Origin of the sequence: Oceanisphaera sp. IT1-181 (assembly GCF_033807535.1) — a bacterium.
Taxonomy (GTDB): Bacteria; Pseudomonadota; Gammaproteobacteria; order Enterobacterales; family Aeromonadaceae; genus Oceanimonas.
This window is the reverse complement of sequence record NZ_CP136856.1, coordinates 894,732-911,367: the sequence shown is the minus strand read 5'-3', so window position 1 is coordinate 911,367 and position 16,636 is coordinate 894,732. Positions and strand designations below refer to the sequence as shown.

General features: G+C 49.2%; 18 protein-coding genes and 1 tRNA gene. 13 read left to right on the top strand and 6 right to left on the bottom strand.

Annotated elements, in window-relative coordinates; genetic code table 11:
* Positions 1–9 precede the first annotated feature (9 nt).
* From trpD to R0134_RS04155, 8 genes are all read left to right on the top strand, one after another.
* Positions 10–1,005, top strand: coding sequence for an anthranilate phosphoribosyltransferase (gene trpD / locus R0134_RS04190; RefSeq protein ID WP_319784298.1), 996 nt, complete (start codon positions 10–12; stop codon positions 1,003–1,005).
* On the top strand, positions 999–2,390 hold the full coding sequence (gene trpCF, locus R0134_RS04185) for a bifunctional indole-3-glycerol-phosphate synthase TrpC/phosphoribosylanthranilate isomerase TrpF (RefSeq protein ID WP_319783604.1): 1,392 nt from the start codon (positions 999–1,001) through the stop codon (positions 2,388–2,390). The genes trpD and trpCF overlap by 7 nt, the downstream gene beginning before the upstream one ends.
* Complete coding sequence (gene trpB / locus R0134_RS04180; protein WP_319783603.1) at positions 2,390–3,580, top strand: tryptophan synthase subunit beta; 1,191 nt, start codon at positions 2,390–2,392, stop codon at positions 3,578–3,580. Before trpCF ends, trpB begins: the two co-directional genes overlap by 1 nt.
* Positions 3,580–4,383 (top strand): tryptophan synthase subunit alpha, encoded by an 804-nt coding sequence (gene trpA, locus R0134_RS04175; RefSeq protein WP_319783602.1) that lies wholly within the window; start codon positions 3,580–3,582, stop codon positions 4,381–4,383. The genes trpB and trpA overlap by 1 nt, the downstream gene beginning before the upstream one ends.
* A gap of 477 nt (positions 4,384–4,860) precedes the next feature.
* Positions 4,861–4,935, top strand: a tRNA-Arg gene (locus R0134_RS04170).
* 592 nt (positions 4,936–5,527) lie between these two features.
* A complete protein-coding gene (locus R0134_RS04165) occupies positions 5,528–6,481 on the top strand; it encodes an HrgA protein (protein WP_319783601.1) in 954 nt (317 codons plus the stop codon).
* Between the two features lie 379 nt (positions 6,482–6,860).
* Positions 6,861–8,573 carry a 2-isopropylmalate synthase gene (locus tag R0134_RS04160; protein WP_319783600.1) on the top strand — a complete coding sequence of 571 codons (1,713 nt, stop codon included), beginning with the start codon at positions 6,861–6,863 and terminating at the stop codon, positions 8,571–8,573.
* Between the two features lie 168 nt (positions 8,574–8,741).
* Complete coding sequence (locus R0134_RS04155) at positions 8,742–9,179, top strand: PRC-barrel domain-containing protein (RefSeq protein ID WP_319783599.1); 438 nt, start codon at positions 8,742–8,744, stop codon at positions 9,177–9,179.
* A 132-nt stretch (positions 9,180–9,311) separates the two neighbouring features.
* On the opposite strand, the gene R0134_RS04150 is transcribed toward R0134_RS04155, so the two are convergent.
* The gene (locus R0134_RS04150; protein WP_319783598.1) at positions 9,312–9,806 is read right to left on the bottom strand and encodes an MgtC/SapB family protein; all 495 of its coding nucleotides are present in this window, start codon (positions 9,804–9,806) and stop codon (positions 9,312–9,314) included.
* Positions 9,807–10,013: 207 nt separating this feature from the next.
* Positions 10,014–10,292: a hypothetical protein gene (locus tag R0134_RS04145; protein WP_319783597.1), complete on the bottom strand. Its 279-nt coding sequence runs from the start codon at positions 10,290–10,292 to the stop codon at positions 10,014–10,016.
* Between the two features lie 309 nt (positions 10,293–10,601).
* Here R0134_RS04145 and R0134_RS04140 point away from each other — a divergent pair, with 309 nt between their 5' ends.
* Positions 10,602–10,745: a hypothetical protein gene (locus R0134_RS04140; protein WP_319783596.1), complete on the top strand. Its 144-nt coding sequence runs from the start codon at positions 10,602–10,604 to the stop codon at positions 10,743–10,745.
* A 119-nt stretch (positions 10,746–10,864) separates the two neighbouring features.
* Here R0134_RS04140 and R0134_RS04135 read toward each other — a convergent pair whose 3' ends face one another.
* Positions 10,865–11,578 carry a Crp/Fnr family transcriptional regulator gene (locus tag R0134_RS04135; RefSeq protein ID WP_319783594.1) on the bottom strand — a complete coding sequence of 238 codons (714 nt, stop codon included), beginning with the start codon at positions 11,576–11,578 and terminating at the stop codon, positions 10,865–10,867.
* Positions 11,579–11,870: 292 nt separating this feature from the next.
* On the opposite strand from R0134_RS04135, the gene R0134_RS04130 reads away from it, so the two are divergent.
* The gene (locus R0134_RS04130; protein WP_319784297.1) at positions 11,871–12,701 is read left to right on the top strand and encodes an SDR family oxidoreductase; all 831 of its coding nucleotides are present in this window, start codon (positions 11,871–11,873) and stop codon (positions 12,699–12,701) included.
* Positions 12,702–12,716: 15 nt separating this feature from the next.
* Here R0134_RS04130 and R0134_RS04125 read toward each other — a convergent pair whose 3' ends face one another.
* The gene (locus tag R0134_RS04125; protein ID WP_319783593.1) at positions 12,717–13,055 is read right to left on the bottom strand and encodes a DUF1904 family protein; all 339 of its coding nucleotides are present in this window, start codon (positions 13,053–13,055) and stop codon (positions 12,717–12,719) included.
* Between the two features lie 100 nt (positions 13,056–13,155).
* On the opposite strand from R0134_RS04125, the gene R0134_RS04120 reads away from it, so the two are divergent.
* The 3 genes from R0134_RS04120 to R0134_RS04110 all read left to right on the top strand — a co-directional run bounded on the left by R0134_RS04120 (position 13,156) and on the right by R0134_RS04110 (position 15,564).
* Complete coding sequence (locus R0134_RS04120) at positions 13,156–14,007, top strand: TraB/GumN family protein (RefSeq protein ID WP_319783592.1); 852 nt, start codon at positions 13,156–13,158, stop codon at positions 14,005–14,007.
* Between the two features lie 171 nt (positions 14,008–14,178).
* Complete coding sequence (locus R0134_RS04115) at positions 14,179–14,325, top strand: DUF3149 domain-containing protein (RefSeq protein ID WP_087034823.1); 147 nt, start codon at positions 14,179–14,181, stop codon at positions 14,323–14,325.
* Positions 14,326–14,550: 225 nt separating this feature from the next.
* Entirely contained in the window at positions 14,551–15,564 is a 1,014-nt protein-coding gene (locus tag R0134_RS04110) for a hypothetical protein (protein ID WP_319783591.1), read from the top strand.
* Between the two features lie 4 nt (positions 15,565–15,568).
* On the opposite strand, the gene R0134_RS04105 is transcribed toward R0134_RS04110, so the two are convergent.
* Both R0134_RS04105 and R0134_RS04100 read right to left on the bottom strand, forming a co-directional pair.
* The gene (locus R0134_RS04105) at positions 15,569–16,108 is read right to left on the bottom strand and encodes an IS630 family transposase (protein ID WP_319782623.1); all 540 of its coding nucleotides are present in this window, start codon (positions 16,106–16,108) and stop codon (positions 15,569–15,571) included.
* A complete protein-coding gene (locus tag R0134_RS04100) occupies positions 16,069–16,590 on the bottom strand; it encodes a helix-turn-helix domain-containing protein (protein WP_319782624.1) in 522 nt (173 codons plus the stop codon). The genes R0134_RS04105 and R0134_RS04100 overlap by 40 nt, the downstream gene beginning before the upstream one ends.
* Positions 16,591–16,636 lie beyond the last annotated feature (46 nt).

Sequence of the window (16,636 nt, the reverse complement as noted above, 5' to 3'; positions counted from 1 at the left end):
GGCAAGGCCATGGATCAGCTGTTTCGCGGCGAGCACATCAGTCGTGCTCAGTCTCATGGCTTATTTAGCGAGCTGCTCAAAGGCGACATGGATCAAATGACCATGGCCTCTTTGCTGACGGTACTAAAAATGAAAGGCGAAACACCGGATGAGATTGCCGGTGCCGCCCAAGCACTGTTGGATGCGGCCTCGCCCTTCCCGCGTCCCGAATACGCATTTTGCGATATAGTCGGCACCGGCGGTGATGGCATGAACACCATTAACGTCTCCACTACCTCGGCCTTAGTAGCTGCGGCCTGTGGCATTAAGGTGGCCAAACACGGCAACCGTGGCGTGTCCTCTAAGTCTGGATCGTCGGATTTACTGGAGCAGCTAGGCATAGATCTGAATATGAGTGCCGAGCAAGCCCGCCGCTGCCTCGATGAAGTGAACGTCTGCTTCTTGTTTGCGCCCAATTATCACGGCGGTATTCGCCACGCCCAACCGGTGCGCAAAGCGCTGAAAACCCGCACCATCTTTAACGTGCTGGGTCCGCTTATTAACCCGGCACGGCCCGACTTTATGCTGCTTGGCGTTTACTCCGAGCAATTGGTGCGTCCCATCGCCGACACCTTACTGGCCATGGGCCTTAAGCGTGGCATGGTGGTACACGGCAGCGGTTTGGATGAAATTGCCATTCATGGCCCCACCTCGGTGGCAGAAATTCTCGACGGTGAGATCAGTGAATACACTATTACCCCCGAAGAATTAGGCCTAGAGCGCTATGACATCAGCGCCATTACCGGCGGCGAGCCCAGCGAAAATAAAGATATTACCGTGGCCTTATTGCAAGGCGGCGGTACGCCCGCACAACAAGGCGTCATTGCCCTAAATGTGGCGCCCTTGCTGGTGATGAGCGGCCAAGCCGAGACCCTAAAAGAAGCCGTAGCCCAGGTGCTGGCTGTGTTAAAATCAGGCAAAGCCATGGATGTGGCCAATAAACTGGCGGAGTTAAGTCAATGTTAAGTACCGTATTAGGCAAAATTGTTGCCGACAAAAGAATCTGGGTGGCTGAGCACAAAGTCAGCCAGCCATTAAGCAGCTTTGAGGCTAAATTAACGCCCAGCGATCGCCCGTTTGTGGCGGCGCTTGAGGCCAAGAGCCCAGCGTTTATTTTAGAATGTAAGAAAGCCTCGCCCTCTAAAGGCTTAATTCGCGAACACTTTGACTTAGACGCCATTGCCCAAGTCTATGGTCGTCATGCCTCGGCTATTTCGGTATTAACCGATGAGAAGTATTTTCAGGGCCAATTCGACTTCGTCACTCAAGTGCGCAGCCAAGTGACCCAGCCGGTGATCTGCAAAGATTTTATTATCGACGCTTATCAAATTAAGCTAGCGCGCTTGTATCAGGCCGACGCCATCTTGCTGATGTTGTCAGTACTCACCGATGAAGAATACGTAGCACTCAATGCGGTGGCTGAATCACTCAGCATGGGCGTACTCACAGAGGTGATCAGCGAAGAAGAGGTGGCCCGCGCCATCGCGCTAAACGCCAAGGTGATCGGCATTAATAACCGTGACCTGCGGGATTTATCTATCGACCTCGATCGCACTAAACAATTGTCGGCGCTCATCCCGTCTGATCGCATCGTTATTTCCGAGTCCGGTATTCACCATCACTCTCAGGTTCAAGAATTATCTGCTTACGCCGATGGCTTCTTGGTTGGCAGCTCTTTAATGGCCCAAGACGACGTTGAATTGGCCGTGCGCCAGCTAATTTTAGGCGCCAATAAAGTCTGCGGCCTCACTCGCCCGCAAGATGCAGCCAGCGCCTATGCCGCCGGTGCCGTGCACGGCGGCCTGATTTTTGTCAGCCATAGCCCGCGCTATGTCACCACCGCTCAAGCCAGAACCATTATGGCCGCCGCTCCCTTGCATTATGTAGGTGTGTTTCAAAACCATGATCTTGCTGAAGTCAGCCAAACCGCTAAAGAATTAGGCTTGCACGCAGTGCAGCTGCATGGCGAAGAAGATGACGCCTTTATCGACGCCCTCAAGCAAGCTCACCCAGAGTTAGCGGTCTGGAAGTCGGTGCCGGTCAGTGATCAGCTGCCCAACTCTTTACCAAAGAATGCCGACCGTCTGTTGTTTGATACCCAAGCGGCAGGCCAAAACGGTGGCACCGGTCAGGCTTTTGATTGGGGTTTGCTGAATAAATTAACCGACCGCAGCCAAGCCATGCTGGCCGGTGGTCTTAATCCAGACAACGCCGCAGAGGCCGCCAGCCTTGGCTGCGTAGGCTTGGATTTTAATTCTGGTGTAGAAAGCGCCCCCGGCCAAAAAGATGCCGAGAAATTAAAAGCCGCTTTCACTTCTCTTCGTTCATTTGGCCGCAGGAAAATTAAATAATGAGCTTACTCGACCCCTTCTTCGGTGATTTTGGTGGCATGTATGTGCCACAAATCCTAATGCCCGCCTTGCTGCAATTAGAAAAGGCCTTTGTGGACTCCCAGCAAGATCCTGAGTTTGATCGCGAATTTCGTGAACTGCTCACCGAATACGCTGGCCGCCCCACGCCATTAACCCGCGTGCGTAATTTGGCATCAAACACCAAGACCCGTATTTACTTAAAGCGTGAAGACCTACTGCACGGCGGCGCCCACAAAACCAACCAAGTGTTGGGCCAAGCATTACTCGCCAAGCGCATGGGTAAAACCGAAATTATCGCCGAAACCGGCGCCGGCCAACATGGCGTGGCCACCGCTTTGGCCTGTGCCTTGATGGGCTTAAAATGCCGCATCTACATGGGTGCTAAAGACTGCGCTCGCCAAGAGCCCAACGTATTTCGCATGAAGCTGATGGGTGCCGAAGTAATACCGGTACACGCCGGCTCATCTACGCTCAAAGATGCCTGTAACGAAGCGCTGCGCGACTGGGCTGGTAACTACGAAACCGCCCACTATATGCTGGGCACCGCCGCCGGCCCGCACCCCTTCCCCACCATAGTGCGTGAATTTCAGCGCATGATAGGTGAAGAAACCAAAGTGCAAATCATGCAACACGAAGCCCAATTGCCCGATGCGGTGATCGCTTGCGTGGGCGGTGGCTCTAACGCCATTGGCATGTTTGCCGACTTTATCGACGAAGAAAATGTGCGCTTAATTGGCGTTGAGCCTGCCGGTAAAGGTATTAGCACCGGCGAGCACGGTGCCACCTTGGGCGAAGGCACCAAGGGCATTTTCTTTGGCATGTTGTCTTTGATGATGCACAACGAAGACGGCCAAGTGTCTGAGTCCTATTCAGTGTCTGCCGGCCTCGACTTCCCGTCTGTGGGCCCACAACACGCACATTTGGCCACCACTGGCCGCGCCGAGTATGTGTCGGTCACCGATGATGAAGCACTCGATGCCTTCCAAGCATTAGCCCGTAATGAAGGTATTATTCCGGCACTGGAGTCTTCTCATGCTCTGGCCTACGCCCTAAAAATGGCGGAAGCAGAGCCTGAAAAAGAACAAGTGTTAGTGGTTAACTTATCCGGCCGAGGCGACAAGGATATCTTTACCGTCGCCGAGATTTTAGCGCAAAAGGGAGAAATGTAATGAGCCGTTATCAACGCTTATTTGACCGCTTAGCTACGGCTAATCAAGGTGCGTTTGTGCCCTTTATTACTTTAGGCGATCCCAATCCGGCTGACTCGCTCAAAGTCATAGATGCGCTGATTGCCGGCGGCGCCGATGCATTGGAGCTAGGTATTCCCTTCTCCGATCCGGTAGCCGACGGCCCGACCATTCAAGCGGCCAGTATTCGCGCCTTAAATGCCGGTACCCGCACCCAAACCTGCTTTGATATGCTGACCCAAGTGCGCGCTAAATATCCCGAGATTCCTATCGGCTTATTGGTGTACGCCAACTTGGTTTACGCACCTGGCATGGACAGCTTTTACAGCCGCGCCGCAGCCGCAGGTGTAGACTCAGTATTAGTAGCCGATGCACCATTAGAAATGTCGGCGCCCTTTAGAGCCGCCGCCACCAAAGCGGGCATAGAAACCATTTTTATCGCCCCGCCCAATGGCGACGAAGCCACACTGAAAGCCATTGCCGAAGCCGGTGCGGGTTATACGTACCTGCTAAGCCGCGCCGGTGTAACCGGTACCGAGACCAAAGCCGGCAAGCCAGTAGATACCTTGCTCGCCACGTTGGCTAAGTACAATGCGCCGCCCTCCTTGCTTGGCTTTGGTATTTCTACCCCTGAGCAAGTGCGCGAAGCGATAAAAGCGGGTGCAGCCGGTGCAATATCGGGCTCCGCTATCGTGAAAATCATCGAGCAACATAAAGATGATATAAATGCGCTAACGACTGCCCTGACCGCATTCGTGAAAGAGATGAAAGCGGCCACGCTGTAAAGCAACGTTTTACGTCATACGCCGTACGCCGTACGCGATACGTAAAAGATCAAACCTGCAGAAAATACCGAGCAATAGCTCGGTATTTTTTGTCCGCCCCTTGCCGACTTCCTGACGCACGTCAGGATCTCGGTTTAGCTCTTAAAGACTAAAGCTATTTTTGCCACGGAATCCACGGAAGAACACGGAAAAATAGGGATCAAATCTGAAAGGGATCTAGATGGGGTAAGGGCTGGCACTTTGTAGGCCGCTTTAGCTGGCCGGTTTTGCGCAGCAAAACGTCTAGTAATATTTTGCCTCCTAATCTAAAAGCCGTCTTACATTTTGCGCCATACGTCAAAGGCAGTACCAGTGCGTCTTTAACTGACAGCGTACAGCGTTAGACGTATAACAGTGCTTGCCGCCGAATAAACCGCCACTTAACCGCTTGCGTATTGTGCTACAAGCTTAAAAAAAGTTAGTATACGAGTCAGCGCCGCCCCCATAGTTAAATGGATATAACAAGGTCCTCCTAAGACTTAGTTGTAGGTTCGATTCCTGCTGGGGGCGCCAGCTCTTCATATAAATCAACAACTTAAAATTAATTCTTAAACCAGCCTCTCAAGAATCCCCACATAGCTAGTTCAAGCCGTCACTTATACGAATGTCGGTATGTCAGGTAATAGTTGATAATGCTATCTAAAACATACCCTAGATCAATCTATGGCCACGTACTCCTGCCCAGCCCTTTCTTTCTCTCCCAGTGCTGCCTACAATGCGGAACTTGTAAAGTCCTATTTGAAGCCTGCTGTAAGCGAGCGTCTAGTAAAATGACTAGTGACATATTGATCTTCCAGATCGAGCTCACCGAATTAGAAAGGTCATACCTGTGCGCTTTTATAGCATTCTGAAAATCTAACTGAGCATATCATCTTGCATCGCCACACCGTCGAAGTCCTCTGCACCGAAGAGCCGGACGGCTACACTGCATCTGTCTTTTGTAGTATGGCCGTCTCTTTAATAAAGAGGACTTAGCCACGGTTTTATGTTTTAAAACAGCCTCATAGAGCAAGGGGAGCATAACCAGCGCTATGTGAAAAACGCGTATGCGCAGTATTAAAAATGTTAGCTTTACAAAGAATCGCGTTAAACAAAGGAGTAGGTTTTGTCAAAACTATCGCAGTCACAAAAAGTGGTTCAGTTCCTTTGTGGCAACCCTAAAGAACGCTTCAACGCGCGCACGATTGCTGAGTCGATAGTAAATTTATACCCAGAAGACTACGCAGAGAAACGCGCCAACCCCAGATTCGTTGATGAAAAAGCTTTTTTAACTCAGATTGTTGCTGAAATAGGGGCACAGAAGGATCAAATTGCTAACCGCAGTCCTCATGTGTTTTGGCAGGATAAGCCCCGACCCAGATTGTATTGGTACGATCCAGATAAAAAATCTACGGATAGTCCAGAAAATACAGGTATTGATTGGCCTGATGCTGACGAGGTTGATATCGATACTGCTCCAGCGACAAGCCACGCATTATCAGAGCATGACCTGTACCCCTTATTAATAGAGTATCTCAAGACAGAACTTAAGCTTTATTGTCAAAGAATAGATGAGAAACGCTCAAGAAACTCAAGAGGCAGTGGCGGCAATCAATGGCTTCACCCTGATATTGTTGCGATGCAGCCCATTGATAAGGAATGGAATGAGTTAGTCAGGAACTGTGTTAAGCAAGGAGGAGGACAGAGCGTTCGTCTATGGTCATTTGAAGTCAAAAAAGAGCTAAATGTATCTAACGCTCGAAGAAGCTTTTTCCAAGCTGTCAGTAACTCTAGCTGGGCGAACGAGGGGTATTTGGTTGCCACTTCAATAAGCGATGCTAATACAGAAAAAGAATTGAGGATGTTGTCGGCGTTACATGGTATCGGGGTCATTCTGCTGAACCCTGAAAATCCAAGTGAAAGCGAAATGACACTGCCTGCCCGATCTCGGCAAGATGTTGATTGGGAGTCTACGAATAGAATACTTATCGAAAATGAAGACTTCCGCGACTATATGGAGCTTGTTTCAACTTACTACCAGACTGGGAGAATCCGGTCTAAAGATTGGAATAAGGCTTAAAGCTAACAAGACATTGAAGCGAATAAACCGCTGAATGCGGCGTTAATTTTTTCCACGCTTGATTCCTATTCAACCACTTTTCAGACAATCCGTTACAAATTTCACCAAACCCTACAAGGGCAAAGAGTAATTAGTCTATGCCCTGCCCCGGTCGACCGGCCTTACTCTACTTAACGATCTCACCCGCTCTAATTCCTAATCAAGCACACCACCTATACACCACCCTTAAAAACTTGGCGTTTATCCCCCCAAAAACCAAAAATTAAGCGATATTATTGCTAAGAAAATGGTTATGCAGCATTAGAACGCAATCTTTAGCCTGAGCATGTGCGGTATTCTATTGGCATATCTCGCGAGCCAAATTTTAAGGTGTCTGCACATGAGCTTTACTCATCAAAACTTTACTCATAAAAAATACGTAGCTTTTAAGCCAGTGGGCAAAACAAACCGTCGTTGGCCGGACCAGGTGATCGAGCAGGCACCCCGTTGGTGTGCAGTTGATCTGCGTGACGGTAATCAGGCTTTAATCAAGCCGATGAACGTGACTCAAAAGCAGCGCCTTTTTGATTTGCTGGTAAAGCTGGGCTTCAAGGAAATTGAGATTGGCTTCCCGGCTGCTAGCCAGCCAGACTTTGATTTTTGTCGCAAACTGATCGAAGAAAACCGCATTCCTAAAGATGTGCGCATTCAGGTGTTAACTCAGGCGCGGGCCGATTTGATCGCTCGTACCTATGAAGCCTTAAAAGGTGCAGATAAAGCCATAGTGCATGTCTATAACTCCACCTCTACGGTGCAGCGTGAGCAAGTGTTTGGCTTGGATCGTGCAGGCATTCGCGAGATTGCCGTTAACGGCGCACGCTGGGTTAAAGAGCACGCAGATTTGGCGCCCGAGACCGAATGGACGTTCCAGTATTCCCCTGAAAGCTTTACCGGCACCGAGCTGGATTTTGCCGTCGAGGTGATTGATAGCGTGAATGACGTATGGCGTCCGGATCTGGGCCAAGGGGTGATCATTAACTTGCCCGCTACCGTGGAAATGTCGACGCCCAACGTGTTTGCCGATCAAATTGAATGGGTATGCGACCATGTGCGTCATCGTGAGCACTTTAGCATCAGTGTGCATACCCATAACGACCGCGGTTGCGGCGTGGCGGCTGCGGAGTTGGCTGTCTTGGCGGGAGCCGATCGTGTGGAAGGCACTTTGATGGGTAATGGTGAGCGCACCGGCAATATGGACTTGGTCACCATGGCGATGAACCTGTATTCCCAAGGCATAGATCCGCGCTTGGATTTATCCGGTATGGCGGAAATTGTGGAGACGGTTGAGGCCTGTACTGATATCTCGACTCATCCGCGCCATCCTTACGCCGGCGATCTGGTGTTTACGGCATTTTCTGGCAGCCATCAAGATGCGATCCGCAAATGTTTGGCACTACGTAAACCAGACGACGTGTGGAATGTCGCCTACTTACCTATAGATCCGGCTGATCTTGGCCGTCATTACGATGAAGTGGTGCGTATCAACAGCCAGTCCGGTAAAGGCGGTGTAGCTTATGTGTTAGAGCGTGATTACGACATTACACTGCCCCGCTGGTTGCAGATTGAATTCAGTAAAGTGGTGCAGGCAGAAGCTGAGACCAATGGCGGTGAAATTGACTCAATAACCATCCACCGTTTGTTTGAGGAAAAATACCTTAAGGTGGATCCGAACTGGGCGTTAGCGACCTATGATCTGCAGCGGGACCAAGCCGGTGTACAGGCCGAAGTGCGCTTTGGCACTCCCACTAATTTAGTGCAGCTTAAAGGGCAAGGTTCGGGGGCGGTAGAAGCGGTGGCAGAAGCGTTAAAAACCCAGTTCGGTGTGGTAGTGGCGGTAGAAGCGTATGACGAATTCGCCTTAGGCGAAGGCACCAAAGCCAACGCCTTGGCGTGTATCCGCGTACGCATCAACGATACCCTCTGCAGCGCTGCCGCATTGGCCGAAGATACCACGTCCGCCACCCTACAAGCTTTGTTGTCTGCGGTGGCCCAGCAGATGGATTTACGCAGTCAGCCTGATCAGGCGCACCAAACCGCAGCAGTAAACGCCTGAGTACTAAAGAGCCGGCATCCACTGCCGGCAATTCACTAAGGCTATTGCGGGAAGTGTGCGATACCGTACAGACTGTCTGCGCTGGCACCACTATGGTTTTGATGCGGGTTTAGCAACCCTGCTATGCGATGCATAGACAACCATTAACATCCGCTACGGAGATCTAATATGAACTACGAAAATCGTGATTCTTTAGGTATGTATAAACCATTCCAAAACGGTTCTTCGAGTATCGATGATAAAGATGGCCCCGGCCCTCACCTAATGGGTGCCAACACCTTGACGGGCAACAATGTATACAACAGACAAGATGAAAATTTAGGTGACATCAAAGAGATTATGCTCGATATGCGCTCAGGCCATGTGAGCTATGCGGTATTAGAGTTTGGTGGTTTTTTAGGCATGGGCACCAAGCTTTTCGCTGTGCCTTGGAGTGCGCTAACGCTGGATACCGTCGAAAAACGCTTCATACTTGACGCGAATAAAGAGCTGTTAGATAACGCTCCCGGCTTTGAGAAAGATGACTGGCCCGATATGGCGGATGCGATGTGGGAAAAGAGTATCCACGACTACTATGGCACCAAGCCCTATAGCAGACCGCTGTAACACTCACTATCCTGCAATGCTGACCTAAAATCCGTGCTTGACGCTTTGGCAAGCACGGATTTTTCTAGCCCAGATTAATGCTGACTCAAAGTCATGCTTAACAGCTCAGCAAAGCATAAGTATTTTTACCTTTTAGTCTTTCTGCGCTTTGCTTAGTTCTTTATTAGTTTTTTCTGTGCGCATTTCAAAGGGCATTAATAATGCTAGCGTAATCAGGGTAATGACCGTTCCTAATAAAGCGACCCCTAAACTACCTAAGCCCGCCGCTACACCAATGGCCGCCGTCATCCACACTCCCGCGGCCGTAGTCAAACCTTTGATATCTTGCTCGTTGTTTAGCTTTAAAATAGCGCCAGCGCCAATAAATCCGATGCCAGTCACTATGCCTTGAATTACCCGAGATAATGCATCTAAGGACATGCCCACACTGGAGCAAGCAAGAATAAACAATGCCGTACCTAAACACACTAAGATATGGGTTCTAAACCCTGCTGGTTTGCCGGATTTTTCTCGCTGTAAGCCAATTAGGGCGCCAAAAAAAGAGGCCGCCAGCAAACGAATGGCAAAGTGGGTTAACTCGCGTCCGCTCGGCATACCATATATTAACGCTTCCCAAATATAGTCCATGGCTCTCCGCCTATCTGCAGGTATTTCGATTATTGTTTGGATTATAAAGCGAAGCCGCATCTCCCAACTATCGACTTGTGTGTTATGCGCATATTGTTGCAGACATTAAAGTATAGGTGCCAAAAAACTCGGCAACTGATTCTGTGCTTCTCAGGCAAGGCTGCTTGAGCTGCCTCTTCGTAAGCAAGACTACTGCCATCGAGGTTGCTAGGTATCTCCTGCCTGCACTTTTTCTAACGGTAGTCTCAAGGGACCTTTTTCTATGATGCCCGCTGTTCTGAGGTGCCGATTACAAATAAACCATAACTCATCTCTTTCGTTACTTAAAATGAGGTAAGCATCTGATGTTTCAGACGGACTAAACATACCTAATACACGATAGGCATGCTCGGTAACAAAGCCGCTAGCCAAGGGTTTAGGCATAGGTGCTCTGTCTCCCTCCATTTCTTCGATTCGTACGTACATGCCTATTTCATAACAAATCATGCGTTTCCACCTTATTCCTAGGATAATCATTGATGGTGGTTACCAAACGAGGCATGGGAGAATGCTACCTCTAGCATCATAAACTTACTTACCTATCTCTAAAAATCAATAAGATATCTATATATAATTTAAAGATAACTTGGAACATTTAAGGCTCTATGAAGAATAATGATAAATAATGAATTTATCTGTCAGTTTGGTGCGATGGCATACAGAGCATAATGTTATCTACTGCCATTATCATCGGGTCGTGTAATGCAATACTGTATTGGACGACCTTCAGTTGGACGAACTTCAATGAGGTGATATATGAATACATTACATGTGTCTAACCAGCCTGATAAAAATGCACCGTCTAAAGACCCTGCGCATAAAGATAAGCAAGGTGAGCATAAAGAAGCGGATAAATCTAAAAGTAAAGATCATGAAACCGTAAAAAAACCTGCAAAATAATGTAATGGCTTTTTCGCACTCTACATAGACGTTGAGTGTTAGCTAAGAGAAAGATAAGACTCATATGTGCCACAAACTTTTAGCTTAATGAGCAACCAACTCAAGAGACAAGTTTAATATTATAAAGCACCCTCTTGCGGTGCTTTATTTTTTAGTGTTCCATAACATTCACAGGCTAATCGTTCCAGCTTGGCTCTATCTAATATTTCTATACACCCACGGTGATAACGTATCACGCTCAGCTGCTGTAGCCTGCCTGCTGCTAAAGTTACTCCCTCACGACGCACACCTAATAGTTTCGCAATCTGCTCTTGCGTTAACATCAAAGGCTGTTGAAAGCTGTGCTGCGTAGACAATAACAGACAGCGGCACAGCTGTTGTTCAATGCTGTGGTAGCGGTTACACAAAGCAATTTGTGCTATTTGCATTAGCAGAGTATGAAAGTAGCGCAAAAACACCCGCTGCAGCTCACTATTTTGATACAGCTCTGCTTTTAATACTGAGCTTGGTAGCCGATAAGCACTCCCTGCTATCTGCACAATGGGGTGAATACGTGCGTGCTCGCAATCCATTAATGCGGCCAAGCCAATCACGCCCTCACACCCGACGGTGGCCACTTGCGCCTCACCTTGACCCACGACGTGCACCAATGATACCAAGCCGTGAGTCGGGAAATACACATAACGTATCTTCTGCCCTACTTGGTAAAGCTCATTACCTACTAACAATGGCACCGCTTCAAGATAAGGTAATAATCGTTCACGCGCGATGCTTAGCAGCAAGGCTAACAGGCGATTATGCGCGAGACTAGCGGCACAAACAGAGGGAGGCATGTCCATATCCCTAATTCAACATGCACATCATTCTAGTCCAGATAACTACACAATGAAGGACTCGAACTAGCGGTATATTGAGTGTTGAACGATGCCAACAAATGGGAACGCAGCTGAGTATTGAGATTTTTTCATGGTCGCTCTTAGCTTCATAAAGTTCTTAACATAGCGCTCTTAACATAGCGCTAACCTGCATCGGCTGGTTGCAGCCGATGGCAAGACTCGGCACAGTAGGCGGATAAGGTTATTCCTTAGCTTGACTCTCTTATTAGGCAATAATATGACGGAACAAATAAAAAGAAGTGTGTTGATTACGGGGTGCTCGACGGGGATTGGCTTATGTGCGGCGCACTTTTTACAAAAAGCCGGTTTTCAAGTCATCGCCTCGGCGCGGAGTGCCGCTGATGTCGCCGCCTTAATCGCTGCAGGATTAACCGCAGTGCAGTTAGACTTATCTGACGAGGCCAGTATAGAGGCAGGCGTGGCAGAGGCACTGCAACTGACGGGTGGGCGCTTGTATGGGTTGTTTAATAACGGCGCTTACGGCCAGCCCGGCGCGTTAGAAGACTTACCGACTGCCGCCTTGCGGGAGCAATTCAATACTAACTTGTTTGGCACTCATCATCTCACGCGCTTAGTGTTGCCGGTCATGCTGGCCGCCGGTGAAGGCCGCATCATTCAAAATAGTTCAATCTTAGGCATAGTCGCCATGCCATTTCGTGGGGCTTATAACGCCTCTAAGTTTGCGCTTGAAGGCTACACAGACACCTTACGCTTAGAGCTAAACGGCAGCGGCGTGCAGGTGAGTTTAATTGAGCCAGGCCCGATAGAAACTCAATTTAGAGCGAACTCTAAAATCGCATTTTTACGCCATATCGACGCAGAGCACAGCCGCCACCAAGCGGGCTACCAACAAACGCTAGAGCGCTTACAGCGGCCAGGGCCGAGCTCAAAGTTTAGCTTGGATCCCGAGGCCTGCATGGCACCCTTATTACATGCGCTCACCAGCAAGACCGCCAAAATTCGTTACCCCGTGACTCGCCCCACTCATATTATGAGCTGGTTACGCCGTTTGCTCAGCGCGCGAGCACTGGATCGTATTCTACTAAAAGCCGGCGGCTAGCTGCCCAGCGACAGGTTATTTGCCGTAATGCTGGCCATTTTCGTAATAATTGTGCCCTTCTAAGGCGGTAAAGATAATGCAAAGATCTTGGTCTGGTTCAAGGTAGGCGCGCATTGCCTCTGTGATCAGGGTCGCTACTTGGTCTTGCAGCTCTTGTGGTCGGGTAAACCACAGTACTTCGATGAGCGGCTGGCCGGTAATGATTTGACCGTCACGTACAAACTCGGCCGGGATAAATTCCATTACAAAGTGACTTTCTGGACTATTAATGACGGGTGCTAAGGTAGTCACTAAGGTTTTGCTGATTTCTTTAACGGTGGCTCTGGCCATTCCACGAAAGCGTAAATGAGGCATAATCAAATCCTGTTGTAAGGGAGGTTGATGTAAGGGAAAGCGTAAGAAATAAATAGCTCTGCAGTGTAAGCAAAGCTGAGGCACCCAAACAGGATTTAACATGAAAATACTGTCTTTTCTATTATTGTGGGCGTGCAGTGGTTATAGCTTAGCCACCCCGGCCCTGTGGTCGGCAACCAAAGGCGAACAACAATTGTGGCTATTTGGCTCTATTCACCTCGCAGATGCTCGACTAAGGCCGAAGCTACCTCAGGCCTTAGTCGAGCAACTGCGCCGCAGTGAGCATTTATATTTGGAGGTGGATCCCAATACGGTTACCCCGCAAATGCTGGCGCCTTTTATAACGTTACCGGCGACAGAGACTTGGCAATCCCGACTGGGTTCATCTTTGAGTGACCAGCTTGAGCAACAGCTGAATGATCTCAATTTATCCCATTTAAAGCGCTTGCCACCCTGGTTTGCAGCCATGCAGTTGAGCCAAGCTCAGGCGCAGCGGCTAGGATTTGTGAGCAGTCAGGGAATTGATATGCAAATGCTGCAACTTGCCCAGCAACAAGGTGTGCCCGTTTCTGGTTTGGAGCCACCGAGCTTGGTGTTTAAGCTGATGGCATCGTTAGCTGAGCGCAACTTAGAGCAAGACTTTGTACGCCACAGCCTCCAAGAGCTGGAGCAAATGGCTGAGCACTTAGCGCTATTGTTTAACACTTGGCACAGCGGTGATGAGCAAGCGCTGTTAGCCTTACTCGAAGATCAAGGTACGCCAGAACTGACTGATTTTATCCGCCAAGAATTGTTGTGGGCACGCAATCGGTTATGGCTAGCAGAGCTAAAGCGCCAAGCCCCCTCCCAAGCATTGATCGTAGTAGGCGCCTTGCATTTATACGGCGAGCAGGGCTTGCTCGATTTACTGCAACAAGACGGTTACCAGTTACAGAAAATGAATGAAGCCTAGCGCCTCAAATAGCTTACATTCAGTTAACAAGATATATCAGATATTTAAGAATCCTTCATTTAAAGCGCACTGTCGATGAATCATCGACAGTGCGCTTTATTGATCAAGATCAGCATAGGGTTATTTCCAGTCGTTAAGATACCTTCATAGCGCACACGAAGGGAGACGACTATGAAATTTTGGCTTGATTTAATGTTTGGCAGTGATATTGGTTTTATGTCGATGATGACTATCATATCCACTACCATCATAGTCAGCGTTATATGCTGCTACTTTGTTTATAAAGTACGCACTGCTCCTCAACCAGAAGAAGAATAATCCCCCTTCTGTTTGAGGAAAGTAATTTAATTACAATAAACTTAACAAATAAATATTTTTATCATCCTCATTTCTAATAACGGCCAGCCCCTCCTCCTCCCCTAGGCTTGCCGTTCTCTTGCGTGCTATTTTTATTAAAGCCCGCCCAATAAGGCCGCCAACTTGGCGCTGGCGCGCGCTTTATGATTAACTCCAGACTCTGCATTCATACTTTTCTGGAGCCATATGTCTTACACAGCCTTAAGTCAGCATTTTCAACAGCAATATCACTTGCAGCATATTGCGGCCATCTGTGGCTGGGATCAGGCCACCATGATGCCAGCAGGCGGCAGCCAAGCCCGTGCCGAAGCCATGAGCACGCTGGCCGTGCTTAGCCATCAACAACTGCAAGACCCCAGACTGGCCGATTGGTTTGCCGCAGCAGAATCTTCAACGAACACAGAGCAAGCATTAACGGCAGAACAAAAAGTAAGTTTACAGGCCATGCAACGCCAGTGGCGCGATGCCACTATGTTACCCAGCGATTTGGTGGGGGCATTTTCACTGGCCGGCTCGCGCTGTGAGCATGCGTGGCGCAGCCTACGTCCGGCTAACGATTGGGCCGGTTTTTTACCGCTATTTGAAGAAGTATTAAATCTGTCGCGCCAAGTGGCAGCGGCCCGCGCCGAAGTACTCGGCTTATCCCGCTACGACAGTTTGCTCGAGCAGTTTGAACCAGGCATGCGCACCGCCACACTTGACTCATTATTTGACGGCGTAAAACAATGGCTGCCTAGCTTAATAACAGAGGTACAAGCCAAGCAGACGGGAGATCGGGTATTACAACCTCAGGGCTTCTTTGCCACCGCCCAGCAAAAAGCCCTCGGATTAGAGGTTATGCAACTGCTGGGCTTCGACTTTAATCACGGCCGCTTAGACGTAAGCGTGCATCCATTTTGTGGTGGCGTGAGCGAAGACGTGCGCTTAACCACTCGCTACGATGAGCAAGATGTAGCGCAGGCCCTAATGGGCGTTATTCATGAGACTGGCCATGCCCGCTACGAGCAAGGTCTCCCGGCACAATGGCGCAGTTTACCGGTCGGCCAAGCGCGATCCATGGGCGTGCACGAGTCACAGAGTCTATTTTTTGAGATGCAATTGGCGCGTCATCCGGCCTTTATCGCCAAGCTAGCCCCCATGTTAGTGCAACAATTTGGTGAGCAGCCGGCGTTTAGCGCCGACAACTTAAGCAAACTCTAAGTAATCACGCATAACTTATGTGGAAGTCATTACCCACTCCCTTGAATAGCGTTGATACTTCATTCACTAACTTGTCTTTCTTCCAAGAGGTAAAGCTTCGCCAGTGATATTTAGCTTGCTTCCACAATATCTCGATCAAGTTCAATTCCGGGCTGTATGGGGGGAGATAAAGCAGTACAAACTGATGATCATACAGCCACTTATCTCGCATCGAGGGGGCGATAAAATGATGGATTGACGCATTGTCCACGACCACAATCGTCAATTTATCCTGGCAGGAAGATTGCGCCAACTTATCTAAAAAGGGTACCACGTGTTGCCGTTTCACTGAGTGTTCAAAAAGTTCAAAATGCAGCTTACCGGTAGCATAGTTCAGTGCGCCAATCACATTCACACGCTTACGGCTTGCACTGGCATCAGCGAGATGAGTGACACCGAGTGGTGCCCAGGCCCGCTGTACATTCGGTACGCAGGAGAAGCCACTTTCATCGCAGTAAAGAAGTTCTATTTTGTCTGCTTTGGCCCTTCCTTGGAGTCTTGCCAAGCGGCCTTTTGCTTCCTGGAAGGCTGCTTCGTCTCTTTTTTTTCGAGGCTGAGCCGGGTTCGTTTGAAAGATAGCTTTCTGGCTCTTAGTCCAACCGAAAGGCGGTCCAAACTGAATGAAGGGGCATCAGGATATTGGTCGCGAACGCGGACAGCTATCTTAGCCAGCGTCAGTGGCTCAGAGCGGGCAATATCTGCAGCCATATCCAACATTTCAGCTGTCAACTTGGGCGGTCGGCCGCCTTTATGCCCAGTCAAAATGCCGACCAATCCCGTAGTTCTCCAGCCTTTTGTCCAGTTGTAGATCGGTTGATCGCTTATCCGAAACATCTGGGCAATCTGGACAACCGTAGAGCCATCATTCAGCGCGAGCAGTGCGAGAGCCCTTCGTCTGAAATCTGGGAAAGGATGGTGTTTTGACATCTCTTTCAGAGTGATAGTTTCTTCGGCTGTTAGTGGTTGTCCTAATAAGTGTCGCTTCATATCTGGGCCCACAAAATGGCATCTATAATGACAGTGTAGATCCACA

Bases quoted from the DNA above. Each gene is read 5' to 3' on its own strand.
- trpD (WP_319784298.1), top strand. From the start codon at position 10: ATGGATCAGCTGTTTCGCGGCGAGCACATCAGTCGTGCTCAGTCTCAT.
- R0134_RS04110 (WP_319783591.1), top strand. From the start codon at position 14,551: ATGTCTTACACAGCCTTAAGTCAGCATTTTCAACAGCAATATCACTTG.
- R0134_RS04145 (WP_319783597.1), bottom strand. From the start codon at position 10,292: ATGATTTGTTATGAAATAGGCATGTACGTACGAATCGAAGAAATGGAG.
- R0134_RS04100 (WP_319782624.1), bottom strand. From the start codon at position 16,590: ATGAAGCGACACTTATTAGGACAACCACTAACAGCCGAAGAAACTATC.
- trpCF (WP_319783604.1), top strand. From the start codon at position 999: ATGTTAAGTACCGTATTAGGCAAAATTGTTGCCGACAAAAGAATCTGG.
- R0134_RS04140 (WP_319783596.1), top strand. From the start codon at position 10,602: ATGAATACATTACATGTGTCTAACCAGCCTGATAAAAATGCACCGTCT.
- R0134_RS04150 (WP_319783598.1), bottom strand. From the start codon at position 9,806: ATGGACTATATTTGGGAAGCGTTAATATATGGTATGCCGAGCGGACGC.
- R0134_RS04120 (WP_319783592.1), top strand. From the start codon at position 13,156: ATGAAAATACTGTCTTTTCTATTATTGTGGGCGTGCAGTGGTTATAGC.
- R0134_RS04155 (WP_319783599.1), top strand. From the start codon at position 8,742: ATGAACTACGAAAATCGTGATTCTTTAGGTATGTATAAACCATTCCAA.
- R0134_RS04135 (WP_319783594.1), bottom strand. From the start codon at position 11,578: ATGCCTCCCTCTGTTTGTGCCGCTAGTCTCGCGCATAATCGCCTGTTA.
- trpA (WP_319783602.1), top strand. From the start codon at position 3,580: ATGAGCCGTTATCAACGCTTATTTGACCGCTTAGCTACGGCTAATCAA.
- trpB (WP_319783603.1), top strand. From the start codon at position 2,390: ATGAGCTTACTCGACCCCTTCTTCGGTGATTTTGGTGGCATGTATGTG.
- R0134_RS04125 (WP_319783593.1), bottom strand. From the start codon at position 13,055: ATGCCTCATTTACGCTTTCGTGGAATGGCCAGAGCCACCGTTAAAGAA.
- R0134_RS04160 (WP_319783600.1), top strand. From the start codon at position 6,861: ATGAGCTTTACTCATCAAAACTTTACTCATAAAAAATACGTAGCTTTT.
- R0134_RS04115 (WP_087034823.1), top strand. From the start codon at position 14,179: ATGAAATTTTGGCTTGATTTAATGTTTGGCAGTGATATTGGTTTTATG.